Source organism: Roseibium album, assembly GCF_965233825.1.
In the GTDB taxonomy this organism is placed as follows: Bacteria; Pseudomonadota; Alphaproteobacteria; order Rhizobiales; family Stappiaceae; genus Roseibium; species Roseibium album.
In genome coordinates, this window is record NZ_OZ247583.1 from 6,898,868 (window position 1) to 6,920,171 (window position 21,304).

Here is a 21,304-nt window from a genome sequence, read left to right on the forward strand (position 1 = left end):
TGGTCATTTCCCAAAAGGCATGTAAGGGTTATCCATATTGCAATTCCAGGATACCGGGTCGTGAACGAACAAAGATACAATGCAATTATCGCAGACGATCATGCAATTGTTCGGGCCGGCCTGAAAGATGCACTGGAAAAACCGGGTTTGATAGAGCCTGACGGCATTTGTGTGCTGGCGGAAGCAGGCGACGGCTTGAGCGCAATCGCCGAAGTGCGCAAACACAGACCTGATCTGTTGCTGCTGGACGTTTCAATGCCCATGGCAGGCGGTGTCGAAGTTCTGGTGGAAGCTCGGCGATGGTCGAAGGAAACCAGGGTCGTCGTGTTGACCGGCATCTCCGCAGTGGGTCTCGTATCGGATCTTGTAGAAGCCGGTGTTGACGGCCTCTTTTCCAAGGCGTCGGACAACTCCGAATTTTACAGGAAACTGCCGGGTATCCTGCGTGGCCAACGTCACATCTCGGAACACTTTCAGAAGATCCTGGAAGAAACGCCGAGACCTCCGGTTCTGACCGACAGGGAGCGTCAGACGCTCAACATGATCCTGTCGGGAAGATCGAACAAGGAAATCGCGGAAGGTTTCGGGATCAGCATCAAGACCGTCGACAAGCACCGCACCAGCCTGATGCAGAAGCTGAAGGTTCATTCCGTGCCGCAACTGATTGCCCGTGCTCTGAAGGAAGGACTGATCGATCCGTCCAAGGAACTATAGGACAGCTGCAGACTGGGGGATCTGCCCCATGGTGCCGACAGCTTGGAAACGAGATCATTGCTGAAACAGTCTGACACAAGGATTTGCTTCATGCCTGCCATCAAAACAGTGAAACGCGCCATTGCCAAGGGCTTGGCCTTTGCCGCGTTGCTCGCCGCCGCGCAAGTGCAGGCACAATCGGTTACCGACAATGAGGGCTTTCGGGAAATTCGCGTAGCCCCCGGCGTTGCGACTGCAGACGACATGATCGACGTAGTGCTGCCCTTCTTGAAAGGTCACCCGGAAAGAGATGAAGGCAATGGCGGAATGCAATTGAGCATTCGAAAGGAAGACGGCGGCTATGCCGTGAACATCGTGCTGACCGGTTACCTCGATGACAGCCTGTCCGGAGAGCATTACCGCGGCTTCGTCATTCCGTTGCAGGATGACCGATGGGAGCTTTTGTCAATGTCCGTCAAACCGCTTTGCGCACGTGGCTGGAACATCGACGGCTATTGCCAGAGTCCACCCCCGAGCGAGAGAATTCTGGCGCCCGAAGTCGAATCGGTCGCGGCCGCCATGTGCGTCAAGGTAGCCGCAGACGATACGCTGAATCTTCGTTCGGGACCGGGAACACGGCACCCGGTCGTAGGTTCTCTTGCCTCAGACACATGCACGGTCGAACTTTTCGACATCTGCGAAGGCAGCTGGTGTCAGATCCGCTCAGGAAGGATTTCCGGTTGGGTAAATACCCGTTATCTTGCTTCTGAAAACTGAAACAAACAGCACGCAACCCAGGTTTCCTGACAGACCAGAAAAGTTCGCCACAGTATGCGACGCACTTCAAACAAAAACGCAAACGTCGTGCTTGGCCTTGTTCTTGGAGGCCTTGCAACCGTTGGAACATGCGGATTGTCTGTCGCAAGCGATACACCGCAGCCGACCTTTCTGGAAAGTGGTGACAACGATCTTGTCCGTTTCCAGATGGGTGGCGTACCAACGCAAGAGACGATGGCGAAGTTTTTGGAGGCCCCTCAGAGCGTTTCCGAACCTTTGCCTGTCACACGCAAGAACACAGTGAGCGTATCGCGAAGCAAAAGTTTGCCGCGTGTAACGAAACAATTGGCTGCGGACAGCTCTGCCCGACAGGAGGCGCGCACGAGAGGACAGGCAAGTTCCGGACGGATAATGCCGCAAGACGCAGTCACTGCGCCACCATCAGCGAAACCGGCACCGGCCCCCTTGTCGAAGCCGGATGCGAACGAACAAGACGCACGAGCGGTCGAGAAAACCCAGGGCGTGGGCTTGTACGCAGGAGATGCGCCGCAAGCAAGCGGCCTTGCCGCAGATACCGCTATGGAAAGCGAGACGCTCGAAGCCGCTCCCTCTCAACCCGCGCCAGTGTTGGAAACTCCGTCTCCCCGACCTGGATTCAGCGAAGAAATCAGCTCGCGTCTCGTTGCTGTCTGCCTGAACAATCCGGAAGATGCCAGCGGACCAAAAGCCTTTGATATTCGCCGAAACGGTCCACCGAGGTATATCGCAGATATCGGTGCCACGACCTGCGCGCGCTTCGAACCGACCCGCCATACGCTTTATCTTTGGAAAACGAACGATATCGGGGCGTTGTCCCTGATCCTTTCCAACCGGCTGGATCTGAACGACGCTGACGGCACCCAGGTCACACTGGACTGGATCAGGGACAGATAGCCGGGAAGAGCAATAAACCGCCGGCAGGTCGCAAAACCCGCCGGCGGTGTTTTATTGTAGTTGTCCAGTCAGCGCTCCGCGACCTGCGCAAGTCTGACAAGTGTCAGGAATTCAGACCGGTAACCGAAGCGGTCCTCACCCCTGGTTTCACGCGCAAGGTCTTCGACTGCCTCAAACGTCCAGTCACCGAGATAATCGCTGCCCTTGAGCATTTGCCCGAAGGAAGCAACCGATGCGGCAAACAGAGTTTCTTTCTCGGGAATGTCGCTGGAGCTGGCTGTAACCGCCGTTTCGATCAGCTGACTGTCCTCGTCTCCAGGCATCTTGTAGCGAAGCTTCACGTAGGCAAGTTCACCCTGGTAAGCCCCATTGACGGGTTTTTCGGCTTCGTGTTCGTTTTCGTACCGAAGATCGGAGAATTTCCGTGCAGGAGAATCAACCGGCGTGATCTCGTACAGCGCGGTCACATTGTGCCCGGCACCGATATCACCAGCGTCGACTTTATCGTTCTTGAAGTCTTCGGTTTTCAGCGCCCTGGTTTCATAGCCGATGAGACGGTATTCAGCGACCGTGGCCGGGTTGAATTCCACCTGTATTTTCACATCCTGGGCAATCATGGAAATCGAACTGACAACCTGATCCACCAGGACCTTGCGCGCTTCCGACAATGTATCGATATACGCGGCGACACCCTGGCCGTTTTGCGCAAGTGTTTGCATCAGTTCGTCATTGTAGTTGCCGCGACCAAATCCCAGGACGGAAAGAGCGGTTCCCTGCTTTCTCTTTTCTGTGACAAAGCGTTTGAGGCTTTCGGTGTCTGAAAGACCGACATTGAAGTCACCGTCGGTTGCCAGAATAACCCGCGTCTGTTCGCCATCTCCGGTCATTTCGTCTGCGAGCTCGTAGGCACCTTTCAGGCCGGCATGCCCTGCGGTCGACCCTCCCGAAGTAAGCGCATTGATTTTTTCGAGAATGGAGGACTTGTCCGACACTTTCGTCGGCTTGAGCAACACTCCGGCACTTCCTGCATAAGTCACGATCGCGACTTCGTCTTCATCGCGCAGCGATGACAAAAGGAGGCGGAAGGACTGCTGCAGCAAAGGCAACTTGTTGGCATCCGCCATGGAGCCGGATGTATCGATCAGAAACACCAGATTCTGGGGTGGGAGATCGGCAAGGGGAACCTTGTATCCCTGTATGCCGACCTGCATCAGCTTGGTGTCTTTGTTCCATGGAGTTTCGACAACGGAAACGCTTGTCTGAAACGGCACATCGCGTCCATCCGGGACGCGATACTCGTAGTCGAAGTAATTGACCATTTCTTCGACCCGGACCGCGTCGGGACCAGGCAAGCGTCCATCATTCAGGCTCGCCCGGACAAAGGAATAGGATGCGGTATCGACGTCAATTGAAAATGTCGAAACCTGATCCAGAGCCGTTTGTCGCAGCGGATTGGGATCGGCGCTGGCAAAACGTTCGCGGTCCGGCATCCGGGCAATGGGCCGCACCCCGTCGGCAGATGCTGTCAGCCTGGCTGTGCGTGCACTCGACGGGACTGAGGAGTGGAGCGACAACAAACCCCCACCGGAGCTGGAAACCTTTGAATTCGCACGTGGTTCTGCTGGAAGAGGTTGTTTGGGCACCGGTAACGGCAATACCGCATCCTGCCGATTTTCCTGCGGGCCCGGGGTTGGCTCCACCTCTGAAATCCGAGCGTCGACGGTTTCCTGACGATTTGAGAGGCTTTCGCCCAATTCGGCCCAATCGACAGTCTGTGCGGCGATGGCGACCATGGCCAGTGTCACAATGGAAGCCGAACTGATCAAAACTGTTTTGGAGAGATGTTTGCTCAGGAGCATGATAATAGTCCTTCCGAACCTCCGAAGGACACGGCCCGAAGGCGTAGTCCGCTCGGGTTCAACTGGTGTATGTGGTTTGAAACCCGCACCCCCTGCTGGTGCGGTGTTTCAGATGGCAGGGAAATCAGCGCAGCACGATCCGGAAACTCTTGCCCCGTGAGCAGACGGACGTGCCGGAATTGGACCACCAATAGCGCCCCTGGTCCCAACGGCCATTCGATTTCAGCCGCGTGTATTGAGCCCGGACATAAGTCTTTGCATTGTTCACGCCTTCCAGATTGCGCTTCCAGCTGTAGGAGCCGCCATTTGGAATGACACGGTTGGAGATGTTCTCGGAGCGCTTGCGGTTCGAGCCATAATCGTAATAGTCCAGATCGAAAAGCTTGACCGGTGCTCCGGTGCTGTTCTTGACGGTGATCTTGACTTTCTTGCAGATATCGAAGCCGGCGTGTGCTTCGTGGACACCGGTCAGCGAGGCAATTCCCCCCAGAGCGACGACGGCGGCGGCGGCGGCGGTTTTTGCAATAGTTTTCATCTTTTCAATCCTTTCCAAAAATGCGCTCCTTCAGAGCGGGCTCATCGAAATGTCGATGATGGAAAGATGACAGCAGAAGCGTCTGCCCTGTATGGGGTCGATACCCCATTCGACGACGCGGCAGCCAAAACCAGGGCCCAGGATCAAGGACAAATCCCGTGTTTCCCGGTGACTTGTAACGCGCGTGCAAGTCTTCGCACGCACCGGCGGCAGAACCGGCAAAACGCGGTAATGCGCGCGCGCTTGGTTAACGATGACTTCCGGGGTTGTCTGGCCTTGGTCCCCGCTTTGTAATTGTATTTCTACACAGAGTTGCTACATAGAAACTGAAATATTCTTAGATATTCGGGAAGGGGCACATGGCAGATTTCAGCGCTCAGATTGAGAAATCCAAAAAGGAAGTTGCAGCTGCGAAGCAAAAGATCGACGAGCTCACATCCAAGATCGAAACCGCCCGAACGAAGCTGGATTCAGGACAGGATATTTCAATCGATATCGAGAATGCCACGCTGGATGACGTCCACGCCCACACCGAGCTCATGGGGTCCAATATTGCTGAACTCATCATGGGTCTCGACGACGTCACCGCCAATTTTTCCAAGGATTTCGACGCCATGCGCTCGAAAACCGGTTGGGAATCGTTCATCGGAATATTCTCCAAGGCAAGGTCCGACAGCATTCGGCAGGAACGCATGCGGACGGCAAGTATTGATGACAAGCTGCAAGACCTGATCGCCAAATCAGATGTCATCGGGCAACTGCTTCAGGATCAGCTGAACACTCTGAACGATCACAGCAAACGCGTGGAAGGCAATCTGAGCGAAACGCTTAACCAGCGCGAGCAGACCGTCGCCGTTCTTGAGAGCATCAAGAAAGAACTTTTGGGCATGGATCCGAAGATCATCGCCCTGGAGAACAAGATTTCCGTCGAAACAGATGCCGCGGCCCGCACCAAGCTTGAATCGGAACTCGCCGAACTGAATTCCGAGTACAACCGGCTTGCACAGGAAGAACAGGTCAAGCTTGCCGAAAGCCAGACGCTCGAACGCTACGTCGAAAAAGGCAAGACCTGGGTCGACAGCCTCCAGAACCAGGCAGCCACTCAGATGGTGCTGATCAACAAGTTGCAGACGGACACGAAGCAGCGCGTCGTGCTCTATGACGCCTTGGTGAAGTCTCTGAAAACTGCGCAGCAGCAAGACGTCGCCCACAAGATCAACGAGATTGGCGTTGCCACCGACAAGGAAGCCCAGTCGGCAATGGCCGCCATCGGCTCTGCCACAAACCAGCGCATGGCCGACATGATGGAGGCTCACGAAGACCACATGGTCTTTGCGCGCAAGGTACTTGAAGAGAAGGCGAAGTCGGATGAACGGTTTGCACGGCGGTTCCAGCAGATTGTCGAGAAGCACGACAAGAATGCCTACGGAGCCTGAGGTCTGAACGTTGGACCTGACACTCGATCACAGAGTACTCGAGGAAGCGCACGAAACCCGGCGCTACTTCGCCAAATTTGAGCGCATCATTACGCATCTCCAGGGTGTTGCGGACAGTGTCGTGTCGGAAAACACGGCACTTTTCTCCGAGATCCCGATCCTGAAACAATATCTCGAGGCACTCTCAGGAACCTTCACGGCCCTGTCCTACAAATATCTTCTGGCGGGCCGCGTATCGGACAAGATGCCGAACCTCCTGAGCATCGACCGGCAGGATAGTGGCTTCCCGATTTATCAGGAGCTGCTTGAAATGGCCAATGATGCCATGCAGGCGGAAAACCACCTGAGGTCCCTGCCCGTCATGCGCGATCTGAAGGTCGCCATGGTGAACCATATCCTGCGCGAGCAAACTGCTCCGGTGAACCTGCAATTCGCAGCCTCCGAACGGCAATATTACGAACAGCTGAATACTGCGACACTGTTTTGGGCACGCAATGATCCGCGTCTTGCCTGGACCGGAAACGTCACCGAAGCGCGCAGGAAGTATCGCATTCACTGGGCTGTCTATGACAGTTTGCAGAACATACCGCTGATCTATGTGATGGATCTGGAAGACAGCGGCAAGCGACCACTGGCCAAGGACGAACGCCGCTGGCCCCGTGTACAGGGTCATCTGACTGCCCAGTCCTCTGCCGGTCTGAAACTCCTGACAATCGCGCGCGGTTTCGATCACGACTTCGCCGACCTGCATCCCAAACGGCTCCGTCGGTTCTACGTCGGCCCGATGTACAGCCACACTTTCACCCAGCAATCCGGCCCGTTGCGCGAGGTCCTGGCCCAGGCGGGCCAGAAGCCCGGGGAAGACTGGGCCCTTGCCTGGACAACCGAAACCCTGGTGGCGAGCGGAACCGAGCAGGAATCGACCGGTTTCTTTTCGTCTGTCGAGCGGCAAATCTATGATCTGGATCCGTTTGCTGCCGCAGGTGACGACACGAACGAAGCGGCAGGACATACGCACCGGCAGCGCTCGCTTATCCTCCCGCAGCGGCCTTATCAGGTCCTGGAGGAACTGAACCCGCCCGGATTGGCCAATATTCGCAAATATGCCGTCAGTCCGAGCGGCAAGATTCTCAGCTACAAATAGGTTTCCAGCGTGACCCTTTCCAACGACCTCATGGAACTGAAAGAAGACAAGATCCGCGAAAAATACAAGAGCGCGGAAGCCATGCTTTCAGGGTTTGACCACACGCCCCGCATTGCTGCAAAACGTGACCCGGGCACCGTCCAGGAACGCTCACCAGGCCTCGGCACCAGACGGCGCTTTCGCTCGACAACGCCCGGCCTCGTCACCCGGTCGACTGCGCGTCCCGAAGGCGTGCAGTTGTCCGCACGCATACTGGAAAGCGATGACGACGCACTGACAACGCCCCTCCAGGCGGGCATCTTGAGAGCATTGCGCAGAGCCTTGTCGGTCGCCCAGGTCATGTCCGACCAGTTCGCGGAACAGACAGGGCTCTCCGATCTGAAACGCAGCAACCTGGCGGGAACGCTCGATGCATCGCAAAAGGACAGGTTTCAGCAACTGTTGTCGGCCTCGGCGCTGATCTCGCTGCATGTGTTTGCCAACATGACGGATTACCTTGTCACGGGCCTTTCCGCGGAGACTGAGGAAAGCGAAATCCAGTGTGGTGACGTGGAGGAAATCCTTCTCGACAACGACCAGCTCGCGCTTCACGGCACGCTTTGGGAGCTTGATCAGGAGATTTCCACCTCGTCCGTCGAAACCGATACTCAGCTTCTTGCTCTCGTCACCTCGTTTTGCGAACAGCTGATGGAGAAGGTGACCCTCCGCGCAGAGGGCCTCGCGCTGCTGCAACCCTTTTCGGAAGCCCGGTACAGGGTTGAAGAGGACAACTTCGAGATCACCGGCTTTACGCCGGCGGCCAGGGCCCGCTCCACGGCTCTGACCATGGCGTTCAAGAAACCCGAAGAGGTTGTCGGCAACCACATTGCCAAATATCAGGCAATGAAGCTCTCCAAGATGCTGATGGCTTATGATTTTGATCGCAAGCTGAATCCCTTCGCGGAACTTGGCGGCTTTATCTTCACCTTCATGGGCGACGGCAAACCCGGAACCGGCAAAACGACACTGATCCAGATGATGGCCGGCCTGATCAACGATTATTGTTCCAACGCCGGATATGCCTTCCGGTACCAGAACCTTTCCACCGAGAGCATTGACAGCTATCAGGGCAAATCCGCCCAGAACGCCAAGGCCTTCATCAAGACCGTCACCGACCCGAACGTCATCGGCTTCGGCACGATTGACGATATAGATCAGCTTGCCGGCAAACGCGGCGACCGGCAGTCCTCTGCCGGACAACTTGAAATCACCGCGGTCCTTATGGAAAGCTTCGCCGGTGCGAACACGGTCGTGCGCGGCAATTGTACTTTCGGCATGTTTTCCAACTATCCCGAAAATGTCGACGACGCTCTGCGTCAGCGCGCGGGAGCCAGGTTCCTCGTCGACGGTCCGCAATCGCGGGAAGACTATATCGACATTCTTTATCTGCTGATGGGAAAGAACCACTCGATCCCTGTTGGCGATCATGACCTCTTCGAGGCGCAGGTGATCCAGAAAGCGGTTGCCGCTTCCTATGAAAGCCATGCGCGACCGAAGGAAGATGCGCTGGTGCGTGTCTTCGACCGGGTCAATGCCGAGGTCGGTGCCCTCGACACGATCGCAAGGCTCGGTGTTTATCTGAAGGCCATCCAGGATGCGGACGAACGCTTTACGGGACGTGCGATCAAGAACATTACCGACGCCGTCAAGGTCCGGGCGATGGACTTCGAACTGCCGGACGAGTGGATGGAAAATCCGGATCTCTTCCTGTTCAAGGACTATGAAACCAAGAAGTCGATGATTGCAGAACTCGCCCGGCCGATTACCGTTGAGATGGTGATCCAGGAAATCAATCGCTACGCTGACAGTGAATTCCGGTATGCCGACAAGTCCGACGAGGTCGCGATTGAAAACGCGGTTCGGGAAATGCAGCGCATGGAAGAGGCAAAACGCCGTTACATGGAACTGTCACGCTCATGATGCGACTGGTGAGACACGGGCTGATGTACGGAAACCTTGTGGAGGTCTCTTCGCCTTCCATGGTGGGCCGCTACAATCGTGCGCTCGAACATCTGACCGGCAAGCAGACTGACCTCAAAGAGTTCCATATCGACATTTCGGGGTTTTCTCCCGAGATCGGCGACGAGTTTGACGACCCGCTTTATCTCAACCCGAACGGCTGCAACAGGCAGTTCATCCTGCTCAATGTGGCTCAGAAGACCGCGCCGCTGCTGAACGCACATTTTTCGACATCACGGTCGATCCTCAGGCGCTTCATTGAAGACAACGAAGAGCAGCTTTTTGCTCTTTCCATCCGCGACGCCGTCGTCGGCGAACTGGTCAACACAATCTTTTCAATCAGAACCCCGCTCGACCTGTTCGATATCCGGACAATCGATGTGGAAGCCGACACGGTTGGTGGACATGTTGAAGCCGGGGACGAACTGACGGACAAGATCCAACGGTTCATGACCGAACCGGACGGGTGGTGGGATGATGTCCTGATCGCCGATATGGTCGAGTTGTCCAAACATACCGGCGATATCATTCGCACCCCCATAGCCCTTCAACCGCAAAGCTTCGAGCAGGGAAACTTTTACACCAGCCACTATGGTGGCCTTTATGTTTTCCGGAATGTGAAGAGAACTGCCTGCATTTCGAGGCAGCATCTGGAGGCTGATGACCTTCCTGTCAAACATATCCTGACGCTGCAGAACCGGCGTGAAATTGCCTCTTTCCTGTCCAGAAACAAACTGGTCGAGCCTGTTTTCGAGACTGACAAAAGACGTGCCGAGAGTATTCTCAGGCAAAAGCTCGACTTCATTGTAATAGACACGGCGGCGAACAGGGGTGAGGATCTCTCAGACGTTTCCCGGCGGGACCTGCGTGCCCTGAAGCGAAAACACCACAGGGATCTCCCGGACGAATACCACGATCTGGAGCGGGTGGTTCGACAGTTGGTCAAGGGAGAGAGGCTACCCAGGATCACGCCTGAAGACCCCGCCTTCTTTTATCTGCTCCGGTCCCGGCACCATGCGGACAAACAGCTTGTCAACATGCTGTTGTCGGAGCTGACTCCGTTGGACTTCAGGCAGCTTTTCATTTGCAACAAGGACTCGTTTTACACCCAGTACCAGTCCTGGAGCGATGCAAAGAAGACTTTCGCCGCACGGTTCCTCTCCGAGGAATATGTCGTGGACAAGGTCGGAACGCGCACCGAGCTGTTCGGCCCCGAACCCGGCATGAGTGGTGAAGACGAGGACAACAACTTCCGCTCCGAACAAAACATGGGGCCCTGGGGTGCCATTCCCAGAGACGACGATGAAGATGACGACGACGACGAGGACGACGACTGATGAAGTATGTTAAGTGGATCGTCGGCATTCCGCTTGTTCTGGTTGTGCTTCTGTTTGCGCAGTACACGCTGCCGGGGCGCGATGTCGTCCGCATCGTTGGGACTGACGTAAAACGGATGGATATCGGCTCGTCGTCGTTGTTCTGGGCTGCACCCGACGCCGGCACGAACCCGAACTGGACACGCGACGTTCGTTTCATCAACGCTGTCTGGCCGAGCGGTGAACCTCGGGTCTACAGAAACGAAGACACGGAGTGGAGCTGGCCGCCCTATTTCAAGTTCAACAGCAGTAACGTGACTGCCCAGGCACAGGACCTGGCGAAAAAACAGGGAGAAGTCTGGGTTGCCATAACCCACTACGGCTGGCGCATACAACTGTTCACGATCTTCCCGAACATAATCAGTATTCAGGAAGTCGCGGGACCCAATGCCATCCTGATCCCCTGGTTCAACATCGCATTCTTCACGATTCTTGCGCTGATCGCCTATCTCATATTCCGGGCGGTTCAAACCTTCAAGCGCAGGCGCATCGATCCGGTTGTCGAGAATATTGACGAGTTCATCGATGATGTCGGTGACAACGCGGAACAGGCGCGCGCGCGCGCAGAAAAACACGCGACCGCCGCGACAAGTGGTTTTCGTCGCTGGTTCAAGCGCTGGTTCGGCTGACGGTTCTCACGCCCTCAGGAAACCATGTCATCCCGGGGAACCCGCGCGCAGAAAATCAACTCGGGCAGCGCATCGCGCAGTCTGCGGCACCTTTGAAAGCAACAATCGGGGACAGGGCCGCGCCGGTCAGGTCAAAACGCCAAGCCGCAGGTTTGTGGCCGTGCCAACACCAGTGCGTCGGCATGTCGACCCAATTGACGAAACGCCGTCGCCTTTGTTTTTCCAGATTGGCTCGCAACGCCGAACGGATCGGCAAGGCTGTCCGTATCACGGTGGCCGGTTTCCCGATTGCCTATTGCCTGTTCGGCCAATCTGCTGTTCCGGATCCCTCGAAAACGATCAACAACAATGTGGCGATTGATTTGATGACGATGCTTCTTGACCAGTCCGGCACAAAGTTTCTATTGTAAATAAAAAATTTTACACGCGGAAAGTTTTGCTCTTTCCTGATGGAGAGAACGTTGCGAACTGCAAGCGAAACAGACAGGGCAGAACGCCAAGGCGAATTATGGCAGATCGAAAAATCAAGAACATGGAAGAATTCGCCTCGGTAAGCGGCATCTCCAGGCCGACTGTTTCGAAATACTTCAATGACCCGGAAAGTGTTCGCCAGACGACTCGTGACCGCATTGAGCAAGCCCTGGAACGGTACGATTTTCGGCCGAATATTTTCGCAATCAACCAGAATCGGCGCCTCACAAAGAATATTGGCGTTGTGGTGCCCTATCTTGCCGATCCCTTCTTCGCAGAAATTGCCCGAAATATCGAACGCCGGTGCATCGATGCCGGTTATTGGCCAATTCTGTTCAGCTCCCACGGCCAGCAAAGTCTGGAAAACGACATTCTCAGCAGTTTGCGCTCCCTGAAGCCGGCCGGCGTCCTTCTCGCCCCCTTGGGCCGGGCCTCGGACCGTGGTTCAATCGAAAAGTTTTGCAGGGATGTCCCAACTGTTCTGTTCGACAGCAATCTCGAAGGCATCGGGGAAGCGTTTGTCGGCTCGGACAATTTCAGCTTCGTCTCTCAGACTGTCGAATATCTGACGCGTTCAGGTGAACCCCCCTGTTTTTTCGAGATGACGACGCCGGCGAATCCGAATGCAAACAAACGCCGGGCGGCGTATCTGGAGACCATGGACCAACTGGGGTTGGAGCCACACGTCGTAAAGGTCGAAGGTGAAGGCTGGTCTTTCGAGGAGATCGGCCATCAAGGGGCATTGCGTATCCTTGAAGTTCGCGGTTTCCCGACGAACACCATACTGTGCAGCAACGACCGGCTCGCGATCGGCCTCTTGTCTGCCTGCTACGAAATGGGCTTCAGGGTCGGCCGCGGCGAAGGCTGCGCTCTTCGTGTCGCCTCGCATGATGATCATCCGTTCTCCCGGTTTACCTGCCCTTCTCTGACCACCGCCGCACATGACTATGACTCAGTTGCCAACCATGCCTTCAGCACGCTCAACGAACTTATCGAGGCCGGAGGCACATTCAATGATCGCCAGGAAACCCTTTTCGCAGCGCGACTTATACTGCGCGCGTCAGCTTAAAATTTTACGCGCGCAAATTTTCTCTTGACGCCAGATAATTTATGGCTCAGGCTCTGGTCAACATCCAAGCCAGGGAGGACATAGGATGTCTTTGAAGAACGCATTATGTGCGGTCACAGCACTTACTTTGATTACCACCACAGGCGCTTTCGCCGAAACGATCACCATCGCAACCGTTAACAACGGCGACATGATCCGGATGCAGGGTCTGACGGAAGATTTCACCAAGAAGACCGGTCACGACGTTGAATGGGTCACTCTTGAGGAAAACGTTCTGCGTCAGCGCGTCACTCAGGACATCGCCGCAAAGGGCGGACAGTTCGACGTCCTGACGATCGGCATGTACGAAACGCCGATCTGGGCTGGCAATGAATGGCTCGTGTCGCTGGACGACTTGCCGGCAAGCTATGACGCAGACGACATTTTGCCTGCGATGCGCGCCGGCCTCAGCCATGACGGCAGCCTGTATGCGGCCCCGTTCTACGGCGAATCCTCGATGATCATGTATCGCACGGACCTGATGGAAAAAGCTGGTCTGACGATGCCTGACGCACCGACATGGAGTGATGTCGAGGCTGCCGCCAAGGGAATGACCGACAAGGACAACGAGATCTACGGCATCTGCCTCCGGGGCAAGGCCGGCTGGGGTGAGAACATGGCGTTCATCACCACGGTCGCCAATTCCTTCGGCGCACGTTGGTTCGATGAGAACTGGAAGCCGCAGCTCGACACACCGGAGTGGAAAGAAGCAGTCAGCTTTTACAACAATCTCCTGACGACCTACGGCCCTCCGGGCGCATCCACCAACGGGTTCAACGAAAACCTGGCACTTTTCCAGCAGGGCAAGTGCGGCATGTGGATTGACGCAACCGTTGCTGCGTCCTTTGTAACCAACCCGGACGACTCCACGGTTGCCGACAAGGTCGGTTTTGCGCTTGCACCCAACAAAGAGGGTGTCGACAAGCGTTCAAACTGGCTCTGGGCCTGGGCACTGGCAATTCCGGCCGGAACCCAGAAAGAAGCAGCTGCCAAGCAGTTCATCGAATGGGCAACGTCCAAGGACTACATTGAACTGGTTGCTTCGAAAGAAGGCTGGGCCAACGTGCCCCCGGGCGCTCGGACCTCTCTCTACCAGAATCCCGAGTACCAGAAAGTTCCGTTTGCCGCGATGACGCTGGAAAGCATCAACGCCGCCAATCCGGACAGCCCGACTGTCAAGCCAGTCCCCTATGTCGGCATCCAGTATGTCGCGATCCCGGAATGGGCAGGTATCGGCACCGCTGCCGGACAGGAATTCTCCGCAATGGTTGCTGGACAACAGACCGTTGACGAAGCGCTTGCCAAAGCCCAGGCGAATACCGCCGAGGAAATGGAAGCCGCCGGCTACTAAGGGAATCCTCCCCCGACTGGGAGGGCGGAATAACTCCGCCCTCCCTTTTTGTTAACCTGCACCCCATCGCCCAGTTCGCCGCGGTAGTTTCGCTGCCGTCAACAGAGAAGGTGTGTCCATGGCAACCCAGCACTCCCGTTCCGCAGCCCGCTTCATGATGGCTCCCGCAGTCATTCTGCTGCTCGGCTGGATGCTTATCCCGCTCACGATGACCCTGATATTCTCGTTCAAGAAATATCTGCCCCTACGCGGTGGTGATCTCGGATGGGTGGGTTTCGACAACTACGTCCGGTTCGTTTCGTCAAGCGCCTTCTGGCCAAGCGTTCAAACGACATTGATCATTGTCGGCGGTGTCCTGCTGATCACGATCATATTCGGTGTGTTGCTGTCGATCCTTCTGGATCAGCCCATGTGGGGCCAGGGCATTGTCCGCATCCTCGTAATCGCGCCGTTCTTCGTCATGCCGACTGTTTCCGCACTCGTCTGGAAGAACATGTTCATGGATCCCGTGAACGGTCTGTTTGCACATCTGTGGAAGGCCTTCGGAGCACAGCCGATCGAATGGTTGAGTGACCTGTCGCTGTTTTCGATCATCCTGATCGTTTCCTGGCAATGGTTACCGTTCGCCACGTTGATCCTGCTGACAGCGATCCAGTCCCTCGACAGCGAACAGCTGGAAGCCGCCGAAATGGATGGCGCGCCGCCGCTCTCACGCTTCGCCTTTATCATTCTGCCGCACCTGTCGCGCGCCATCACCATTGTCGTTCTGATCCAGACGATCTTCCTGCTGGCGATCTTTGCGGAAATCTTCGTGACGACCAGCGGCGCCTTCGGCACCCGGACCCTGACCTACCTGATCTACCAGCGAGTTCTGGAAAGCCAGAATGTTGGCCTCGGATCGGCCGGCGGTGTCTACGCAATCATTCTTGCCAATATCGTTGCCATCTTCCTGATGCGCATCGTCGGCAAAAACCTGGACACTTGAGGAGGGAAAGAAATGGCTCGCTCTGTTACCACCCGCCGCAAGACGATCAATACCCTAGCCGCCTGGGCGATAGGTCTCTTGATCTTCTTCCCGATCCTCTGGACGATCCTGACCAGCTTCAAGACGGAAGCTCAGGCGATCAACGATCCACCACTGTTCTTTTTCTTCGACTGGACATTGGAGAACTACGCTGTCGTTCAGGAGCGCTCCAACTACATGCGCTATCTCTGGAACTCGGTGATCATCGCCGGTGGTTCCACGGTGCTCGGCCTGATTATCGCGGTCCCTGCGGCATGGTCGATGGCTTTTGTGCCTTCCAAACGCACGAAGGACATACTCATGTGGATGCTGTCGACCAAGATGTTGCCGGCAGTCGGCGTGCTCTACCCGATCTATCTCGTGTTCATCGAGCTTGGTCTGCTGGACACCCGCGTCGGCCTGACGATCGTGCTCATGCTGATCAACCTGCCGATCATTGTCTGGATGCTCTACACCTACTTCAAGGAAATTCCGGGCGAGATCCTGGAGGCAGCCCGCATGGATGGTGCGACGCTGAAGGAGGAGATCCTCTACATCCTGACGCCAATGGCCATTCCGGGAATTGCGTCGACGCTGCTTCTCAACATCATTTTGGCGTGGAACGAGGCATTCTGGACTTTGAACCTGACGGCAGCGAAAGCCGCTCCCCTCACCGCCTTCATCGCCAGTTATTCCAGCCCGGAAGGCCTGTTTTACGCCAAGCTGAGCGCTGCCTCGACCATGGCGATTGCCCCCATCCTAATTCTTGGGTGGTTCAGCCAGAAACAACTTGTGCGCGGCATGACATTCGGCGCGGTCAAATAGGAGTTCCCGACATGGGTCAGATCACACTGAAACAGATCACCAAGAGCTTCGGCGACGTCCAGGTGATTCCGCCGCTGGATCTTCAGATCGAAGATGGTGAGTTCGTTGTCTTTGTCGGGCCATCCGGCTGCGGCAAGTCCACCCTCCTGCGCCTGATTGCCGGACTGGAAGACACTTCCAGCGGAGAAATCAGCATCGATGGCAGGGATGCCACGGAAGTGCCCCCGGCCAAGCGCGGTCTCGCGATGGTGTTCCAGTCCTATGCGCTCTATCCGCATATGTCTGTGCGCAAGAACATTGCCTTTCCGCTCAGAATGGCCGGTCTCGACAAGGCAGAGCAGGACAAGAAGGTCGAGTCGGCCGCCAGCGTGCTCAACCTGACGGACTATCTGGAACGGCGGCCTGGCCAGCTTTCCGGCGGCCAGCGCCAAAGGGTTGCGATCGGCCGGGCAATTGTTCGCGAACCCGCCGCCTTTTTGTTCGACGAGCCGCTTTCCAACCTCGACGCAGCCTTGCGCGTCAACATGCGCCTGGAAATTTCCGAGCTTCACCAGACGCTCGAGACCACGATGATTTACGTCACCCACGATCAGGTCGAGGCCATGACCATGGCCGACAAGATCGTGGTGCTGCAGGCAGGCATCATCGAGCAGGTCGGGTCACCGCTGGAGCTTTACCACACGCCCCGCAACCGGTTTGTTGCCGGATTCATCGGGTCACCGAAAATGAACTTCATGATGGGCGCCTTCTCGTCCGAGTACGATGCGACGACCATCGGCGTCCGACCCGAACACATTTCCGTCTCCCCGACAGACGGCAAGTGGAAGGGTAAGGTCGGCGTTTCCGAACATCTCGGCTCCGACACCTTTCTTTATGTCGACGTGGAAGGCATCGAAGACCCTGTCACCGTGCGCTCCAGCGGCGAGGTTTCCTTCAGGCACGGAGACATGATCCACCTGACGCCGGATCCCGAGAAGATCCATCGTTTCGACAATCAGGGTTTAAGGATTGCGTGATGCGCCTTGAGGGGAAATCTGCTTTGATCACCGGCTCTGCCCGCGGTATCGGGAAGGCTTTTGCCGAACGGTACATCCGTGAGGGCGCGACGGTTGCCATAGCGGATATCGATCTGGTGCGGGCGCAGGCAACGGCCGCCGAAATCGGACCCGCCGCGTATGCGGTACACCTCGACGTCACGGATCAGGCCTCGATCGACCGTGTCGTTGCCACCGTTGAGGAGCAACAAGGCGGTCTCGACATTCTGGTCAACAACGCCGCCCTGTTTGACCTGGCTCCCATTGTTGAAATCACCCACGAGAGTTACCAGCGTCTTTTCGAAATCAATGTTGCCGGTACCCTGTTCATGATGCAGGCGGCAGCGAAATCGATGATCAGGCGTGGCAAGGGTGGCAAGATCATCAACATGGCCAGCCAGGCGGGTCGCAGGGGTGAGGCATTGGTTGGCATCTATTGTGCGACCAAGGCCGCTGTCATCAGCCTCACGCAATCGGCGGGTCTCAATCTCATTCAGCATGGCATCAACGTCAATGCCATCGCACCGGGTGTCGTCGACGGCGAACACTGGGACGGAGTAGACGCCCTTTTTGCAAAGTACGAAGGGCTCGAACCGGGCGAGAAAAAGGCAGCCGTGGGCGATTCAGTCCCCTTCGGACGCATGGGAACCGCAGAAGACCTGACTGGCATGGCCGTGTTCCTGGCTTCTGCAGATGCCGACTACATCCTGGCCCAGACCTACAATGTCGACGGTGGCAACTGGATGAGCTGACCAATGACAAAAAAACTGGACATGACTGTGCTCTCCACCCTTCCGGACACCATTGCAACTCCGGCTTTCGACCGGTCGACCCTATCCGCCGGCATCCTGCATATCGGGGTCGGAAACTTCCACCGCGCGCATCAGGCTGTTTACTTGAACCGATTGTTCGAACGCGGTGAAGGCCTCGACTGGGCGATCGTGGGTGCAGGTCTCATGCCTTACGACAGGGCAATGCGTGACCGCCTGCATCCGCAGGACTGGCTCACCACCGTCGTCGAACTTGATCCGGGAGGCTTGAGCGCTCAGGTATGCGCATCGATGATCGACTTTGTCGACGTTGATCCACCCGCCCTGATCGACAGACTTTGTCAACCAGACATCCGAATCGTATCGCTGACCATTACGGAAGGCGGATATTTTGTCGATCCGACCACTGGCGGCTTCGATGTATCGCATCCAGAAATACTGGCGGATCTTGAAAATCCGGAGAAACCATCGACAGTCTTCGGCGTGCTTTATGCTGCACTCGCTCGAAGAAGAGCCACGCAAATGGCCCCATTTACGGTCATGTCCTGTGACAACCTGCCGGAAAACGGCCTCATGGCAAGACAGGCAGTTGTTGGCTATGCGCGAGCCGTTTCGGCTAAACAAGCTGACTGGATCGAAGAAAACGTGGCTTTTCCGAGCGGCATGGTGGATTGCATCACACCTGCGACGGGAGAGCGCGAAAGAGCTCTCATCCGCGAAACCTTCGACATAGAAGATGCCGCTCCTGTCGTCTGCGAACCGTTCAGGCAATGGGTTCTGGAAGACAATTTTCCATCCGGCCGGCCCGCTCTGGAAAAGGTTGGCGTCGAATTCGTGAGCGATGTCGCACCCTACGAGCTCATGAAATTGCGAATCTTGAACGGCGGTCACGCGGCGATTGCCTATGTCGGTGCCTTGCGCGGCCACCATTTTGTTCATGAGGCCATGACCGACCCGCTCATCCGAGCCTATCTGAACAAACTCGAATCGGAAGAAATCCTGCCCACTGTTCCCGAAATTCCGGGGGTCAGCTTTCAGACCTATCTGGCAACGGTCATGGATCGGTTTTCGAACGCGGCGGTCGGTGACACGATTTCACGGCTGTGTCTGGACGGATCGAACCGGCAGCCGAAATTCATCCTTCCGGTGATCCTGGATCGGCTGGACAACAGCCTGAACATTAGCGGTCTGGCGCTGGAAACCGCACTGTGGTGCCGGTATTGCCTTGGCAGCGATGAGGCTGGACGGGAAATCCTGCTTGAGGACGAAAATGCCGACAGCCTCAAAGCGTGGGCAAAGAGTGCATTTTCTGACAGTACGGCGACAGTCTGGCCCGAACTCTTCGGTCCACTTGCCACCAATACGGTTTTTCTCGCGGAGTTTGAAAAAGCCGCCGATAAACTGCAGAGGCTGGGGGTCACCGACACGCTTGCCGATTATGTTTCCGGGCCGTAAGAGCCTTCGAATTCGCACATCATATCATCCTGATCGAAAGGCATTTTCGACAGGAAGGCCTTGAAGACGTGCTCCCATCGCCTGAATTTGAATATCCGTGTAGTTGCGATCGCGCCCGGACGGATTACCTGTGAGGCAACCGGCGGCGATGCGTTCTGGAAAACGCATCGCCGTTGGAGAGTTGCCAATTCAAACGCAGGGTGCCGACATGATCAGGTTGAACCGACGGGAAATACTGGTGGGAAGTGCTGCAGTAGCAGTCGCGGGCACTCCCGCCTTTGCACAGGAGACCGATTTCCGTAGCCTTGGCCTGGCAGAACCGGCCTTCACTGTCGACGCGGAACTCAACATCCCTGACCTTGCCGGCAAGGTCCATCAACTTGAAGATTACCGCGGCAAGACGGTGGTTGTTTCCTTCTGGGCTACCTGGTGTCCGCCTTGCCGGAAGGAAATGCCGACACTGGCCCGCCTCGGTCAGCAGCTCGGCACCGATGACTACGCCGTTCTGGCCGTAAACATCGGCGACAGGCAGGACAAGATCGAGGCGTTCCTCGGTGAAATCGAACATGATGGCATGTCCATTCTCCTCGACAACGACAAGGAAATGCCGGCCAAGTGGTTTTTGCGCGGCTTGCCGGTAACCTACATTATCGATCCGCAGGGCAAGGTTGCCTTGGGCGCAATCGGTGAACGGGTCTGGGATGCACCGGAAATGGTTTCCGGGATCAGAGCCGTTGGCGGGACGACCTGAAATCAGCCGGGGTTCTGAAGCCTGGCGCCAGCTTGTTTTGTTGATGTTGTTGCTGATCCGGTCTCCTTATACCAAGCTCAAGAAAGAAGAACCGATCTGACCGGGTTTGAAGGCTGTTCGGCAAGAAGCAGGTTGCAGGTCGATATGGGTTATCGTCCAAAACCTGCGACGCGGCAGAACAGCCTTTAAACTTGGCCTTCGGTGGCCTGTTCCGGCTCTCCGGACGGCGTTGCCTTGTTTGAGCGGCCAACCCGGCCGTCCTGCACAAAGCGTCTTGCCGGCAAACCGGAACAGCGCCATCAGATAGGTTCTTATTTCTTGAGCTTGGTATTAGTCAGGACTGCCGGGAGACCGGTTGCAGTCAACGTCATGACCGCATTGCCCGGTCAGCGCAATCCGACATGCGAGCAGGCAAACAGTCAGACTGATCTGACGACATGGTCGTCCGCTAGATTTCCGTCCGCATCCGATATCCGGGCGCGAAGATCAGTCGCACATGGGTAATCGGCATTTCGCCCGCCCAGGTTATGCGTTCCATCGCAAACAGGGCCGTTCCCGTTGTTGCGTCCAGCTTGCGGCAAAGGGTTTCATCGGAATTCACGGCGAAAAATGACAGGTCTCCGTGGGTGTAGGGCGCATTGTGAACCAGCCACTCGTTGGCGCTGATCTCGTTGAATGCCAAATCGCGCGCATCGGGGGCCGCGTCGAGATTGATATGACGCTCTTCGAACGCATAGGGACGCTCGTCAGAAAAGTGCAGCGTCTTGAGAAACAGAACGTCTTCGCTCAGCGACACCTGAAAAGCGCCATGCAGCATGGGTGGCAAGGCTCGAAGGTTCCGTTCCAGAACCGAATGCCGATAGGACCGGCCAAGCGACTCCACTTCTTCCCGGATGATCGGAATGGTCAACGTCGCCCGCTGGGGCGGATTGATGGCGACCCGCGTTCCTGCGCGGCGCTTCCTGATGACAAGACCGCTCTCAGCCAGGTCCCGCAGGGCGCGGTTTACGGTGGTGCGGGCGCAACCGAATTCCTCTGCCAGATCGGCTTCGTGAGGTATCAGCTCCCCCGGTTGCCAGATCCGGTTGTGTATCCGGCGCAGCAGCACTTCACGGATACCTGTCCAGGAATTCGTGTCCGTCAGCGTCAAGTCATT

The 21,304-nt window shown here is 56.4% G+C and carries 20 protein-coding genes; 17 read left to right on the top strand and 3 right to left on the bottom strand.

Going from position 1 to position 21,304, the window contains the following annotated elements; translation table 11 throughout:
• The first annotated feature begins 60 nt into the window (after positions 1–60).
• The 3 genes from ACO6TI_RS31660 (at position 61) to ACO6TI_RS31670 (ending at position 2,403) form a co-directional block, all read left to right on the top strand.
• On the top strand, positions 61–714 hold the full coding sequence (locus ACO6TI_RS31660) for a response regulator (protein WP_055113430.1): 654 nt from the start codon (positions 61–63) through the stop codon (positions 712–714).
• A 90-nt stretch (positions 715–804) separates the two neighbouring features.
• Positions 805–1,470, top strand: a complete 666-nt coding sequence (locus ACO6TI_RS31665) for an SH3 domain-containing protein (RefSeq protein ID WP_422384083.1) — start codon at positions 805–807, stop codon at positions 1,468–1,470.
• A gap of 54 nt (positions 1,471–1,524) precedes the next feature.
• A complete protein-coding gene (locus ACO6TI_RS31670; RefSeq protein WP_422384084.1) occupies positions 1,525–2,403 on the top strand; it encodes a hypothetical protein in 879 nt (292 codons plus the stop codon).
• Between the two features lie 68 nt (positions 2,404–2,471).
• Here ACO6TI_RS31670 and ACO6TI_RS31675 read toward each other — a convergent pair whose 3' ends face one another.
• On the bottom strand, positions 2,472–4,262 hold the full coding sequence (locus ACO6TI_RS31675) for a vWA domain-containing protein (RefSeq protein WP_422384085.1): 1,791 nt from the start codon (positions 4,260–4,262) through the stop codon (positions 2,472–2,474).
• A 124-nt stretch (positions 4,263–4,386) separates the two neighbouring features.
• Positions 4,387–4,797: a hypothetical protein gene (locus tag ACO6TI_RS31680; protein ID WP_029064833.1), complete on the bottom strand. Its 411-nt coding sequence runs from the start codon at positions 4,795–4,797 to the stop codon at positions 4,387–4,389.
• Between the two features lie 359 nt (positions 4,798–5,156).
• On the opposite strand from ACO6TI_RS31680, the gene ACO6TI_RS31685 reads away from it, so the two are divergent.
• From ACO6TI_RS31685 to ACO6TI_RS31750, 14 genes are all read left to right on the top strand, one after another.
• Positions 5,157–6,233 carry a hypothetical protein gene (locus ACO6TI_RS31685; protein ID WP_055113440.1) on the top strand — a complete coding sequence of 359 codons (1,077 nt, stop codon included), beginning with the start codon at positions 5,157–5,159 and terminating at the stop codon, positions 6,231–6,233.
• A gap of 10 nt (positions 6,234–6,243) precedes the next feature.
• Positions 6,244–7,377, top strand: coding sequence for a hypothetical protein (locus ACO6TI_RS31690; protein WP_055113443.1), 1,134 nt, complete (start codon positions 6,244–6,246; stop codon positions 7,375–7,377).
• Positions 7,378–7,386: 9 nt separating this feature from the next.
• Positions 7,387–9,336, top strand: coding sequence for an ATP-binding protein (locus tag ACO6TI_RS31695; RefSeq protein WP_196896778.1), 1,950 nt, complete (start codon positions 7,387–7,389; stop codon positions 9,334–9,336).
• Positions 9,333–10,712 (top strand): DUF6638 family protein, encoded by a 1,380-nt coding sequence (locus ACO6TI_RS31700; RefSeq protein ID WP_422384086.1) that lies wholly within the window; start codon positions 9,333–9,335, stop codon positions 10,710–10,712. Before ACO6TI_RS31695 ends, ACO6TI_RS31700 begins: the two co-directional genes overlap by 4 nt.
• Positions 10,712–11,380, top strand: a complete 669-nt coding sequence (locus tag ACO6TI_RS31705) for a DUF1523 family protein (RefSeq protein ID WP_422384087.1) — start codon at positions 10,712–10,714, stop codon at positions 11,378–11,380. Before ACO6TI_RS31700 ends, ACO6TI_RS31705 begins: the two co-directional genes overlap by 1 nt.
• A gap of 182 nt (positions 11,381–11,562) precedes the next feature.
• Complete coding sequence (locus ACO6TI_RS31710; RefSeq protein ID WP_197000755.1) at positions 11,563–11,790, top strand: hypothetical protein; 228 nt, start codon at positions 11,563–11,565, stop codon at positions 11,788–11,790.
• Between the two features lie 98 nt (positions 11,791–11,888).
• Positions 11,889–12,920 (top strand): LacI family DNA-binding transcriptional regulator, encoded by a 1,032-nt coding sequence (locus ACO6TI_RS31715; RefSeq protein ID WP_055114243.1) that lies wholly within the window; start codon positions 11,889–11,891, stop codon positions 12,918–12,920.
• 85 nt (positions 12,921–13,005) lie between these two features.
• A complete protein-coding gene (locus ACO6TI_RS31720) occupies positions 13,006–14,310 on the top strand; it encodes an ABC transporter substrate-binding protein (protein WP_055113451.1) in 1,305 nt (434 codons plus the stop codon).
• Positions 14,311–14,428: 118 nt separating this feature from the next.
• Positions 14,429–15,295 (top strand): carbohydrate ABC transporter permease, encoded by an 867-nt coding sequence (locus tag ACO6TI_RS31725; RefSeq protein ID WP_055113453.1) that lies wholly within the window; start codon positions 14,429–14,431, stop codon positions 15,293–15,295.
• 12 nt (positions 15,296–15,307) lie between these two features.
• Positions 15,308–16,138, top strand: a complete 831-nt coding sequence (locus tag ACO6TI_RS31730; protein WP_422384088.1) for a carbohydrate ABC transporter permease — start codon at positions 15,308–15,310, stop codon at positions 16,136–16,138.
• Positions 16,139–16,149: 11 nt separating this feature from the next.
• On the top strand, positions 16,150–17,154 hold the full coding sequence (locus ACO6TI_RS31735; RefSeq protein ID WP_055113457.1) for an ABC transporter ATP-binding protein: 1,005 nt from the start codon (positions 16,150–16,152) through the stop codon (positions 17,152–17,154).
• Complete coding sequence (locus ACO6TI_RS31740; RefSeq protein ID WP_422384089.1) at positions 17,151–17,924, top strand: L-iditol 2-dehydrogenase; 774 nt, start codon at positions 17,151–17,153, stop codon at positions 17,922–17,924. Before ACO6TI_RS31735 ends, ACO6TI_RS31740 begins: the two co-directional genes overlap by 4 nt.
• 3 nt (positions 17,925–17,927) lie before the next feature.
• Positions 17,928–19,397, top strand: a complete 1,470-nt coding sequence (locus ACO6TI_RS31745; protein WP_055113462.1) for a mannitol dehydrogenase family protein — start codon at positions 17,928–17,930, stop codon at positions 19,395–19,397.
• 148 nt (positions 19,398–19,545) lie between these two features.
• Positions 19,546–20,148, top strand: coding sequence for a TlpA disulfide reductase family protein (locus ACO6TI_RS31750; protein WP_209018535.1), 603 nt, complete (start codon positions 19,546–19,548; stop codon positions 20,146–20,148).
• A gap of 448 nt (positions 20,149–20,596) precedes the next feature.
• Here ACO6TI_RS31750 and ACO6TI_RS31755 read toward each other — a convergent pair whose 3' ends face one another.
• Complete coding sequence (locus ACO6TI_RS31755; RefSeq protein ID WP_422384090.1) at positions 20,597–21,298, bottom strand: GntR family transcriptional regulator; 702 nt, start codon at positions 21,296–21,298, stop codon at positions 20,597–20,599.
• Positions 21,299–21,304: the final 6 nt, after the last annotated feature.

Coding starts and splice junctions, on each gene's coding strand:
- ACO6TI_RS31665 (WP_422384083.1), top strand. CDS start 805: ATGCCTGCCATCAAAACAGTGAAACGCGCCATTGCCAAGGGCTTGGCC.
- ACO6TI_RS31670 (WP_422384084.1), top strand. CDS start 1,525: ATGCGACGCACTTCAAACAAAAACGCAAACGTCGTGCTTGGCCTTGTT.
- ACO6TI_RS31675 (WP_422384085.1), bottom strand. CDS start 4,262: ATGCTCCTGAGCAAACATCTCTCCAAAACAGTTTTGATCAGTTCGGCT.
- ACO6TI_RS31680 (WP_029064833.1), bottom strand. CDS start 4,797: ATGAAAACTATTGCAAAAACCGCCGCCGCCGCCGCCGTCGTCGCTCTG.
- ACO6TI_RS31685 (WP_055113440.1), top strand. CDS start 5,157: ATGGCAGATTTCAGCGCTCAGATTGAGAAATCCAAAAAGGAAGTTGCA.
- ACO6TI_RS31700 (WP_422384086.1), top strand. CDS start 9,333: ATGATGCGACTGGTGAGACACGGGCTGATGTACGGAAACCTTGTGGAG.
- ACO6TI_RS31705 (WP_422384087.1), top strand. CDS start 10,712: ATGAAGTATGTTAAGTGGATCGTCGGCATTCCGCTTGTTCTGGTTGTG.
- ACO6TI_RS31710 (WP_197000755.1), top strand. CDS start 11,563: ATGTCGACCCAATTGACGAAACGCCGTCGCCTTTGTTTTTCCAGATTG.
- ACO6TI_RS31715 (WP_055114243.1), top strand. CDS start 11,889: ATGGCAGATCGAAAAATCAAGAACATGGAAGAATTCGCCTCGGTAAGC.
- ACO6TI_RS31720 (WP_055113451.1), top strand. CDS start 13,006: ATGTCTTTGAAGAACGCATTATGTGCGGTCACAGCACTTACTTTGATT.
- ACO6TI_RS31725 (WP_055113453.1), top strand. CDS start 14,429: ATGGCAACCCAGCACTCCCGTTCCGCAGCCCGCTTCATGATGGCTCCC.
- ACO6TI_RS31730 (WP_422384088.1), top strand. CDS start 15,308: ATGGCTCGCTCTGTTACCACCCGCCGCAAGACGATCAATACCCTAGCC.
- ACO6TI_RS31735 (WP_055113457.1), top strand. CDS start 16,150: ATGGGTCAGATCACACTGAAACAGATCACCAAGAGCTTCGGCGACGTC.
- ACO6TI_RS31745 (WP_055113462.1), top strand. CDS start 17,928: ATGACAAAAAAACTGGACATGACTGTGCTCTCCACCCTTCCGGACACC.
- ACO6TI_RS31750 (WP_209018535.1), top strand. CDS start 19,546: ATGCGTTCTGGAAAACGCATCGCCGTTGGAGAGTTGCCAATTCAAACG.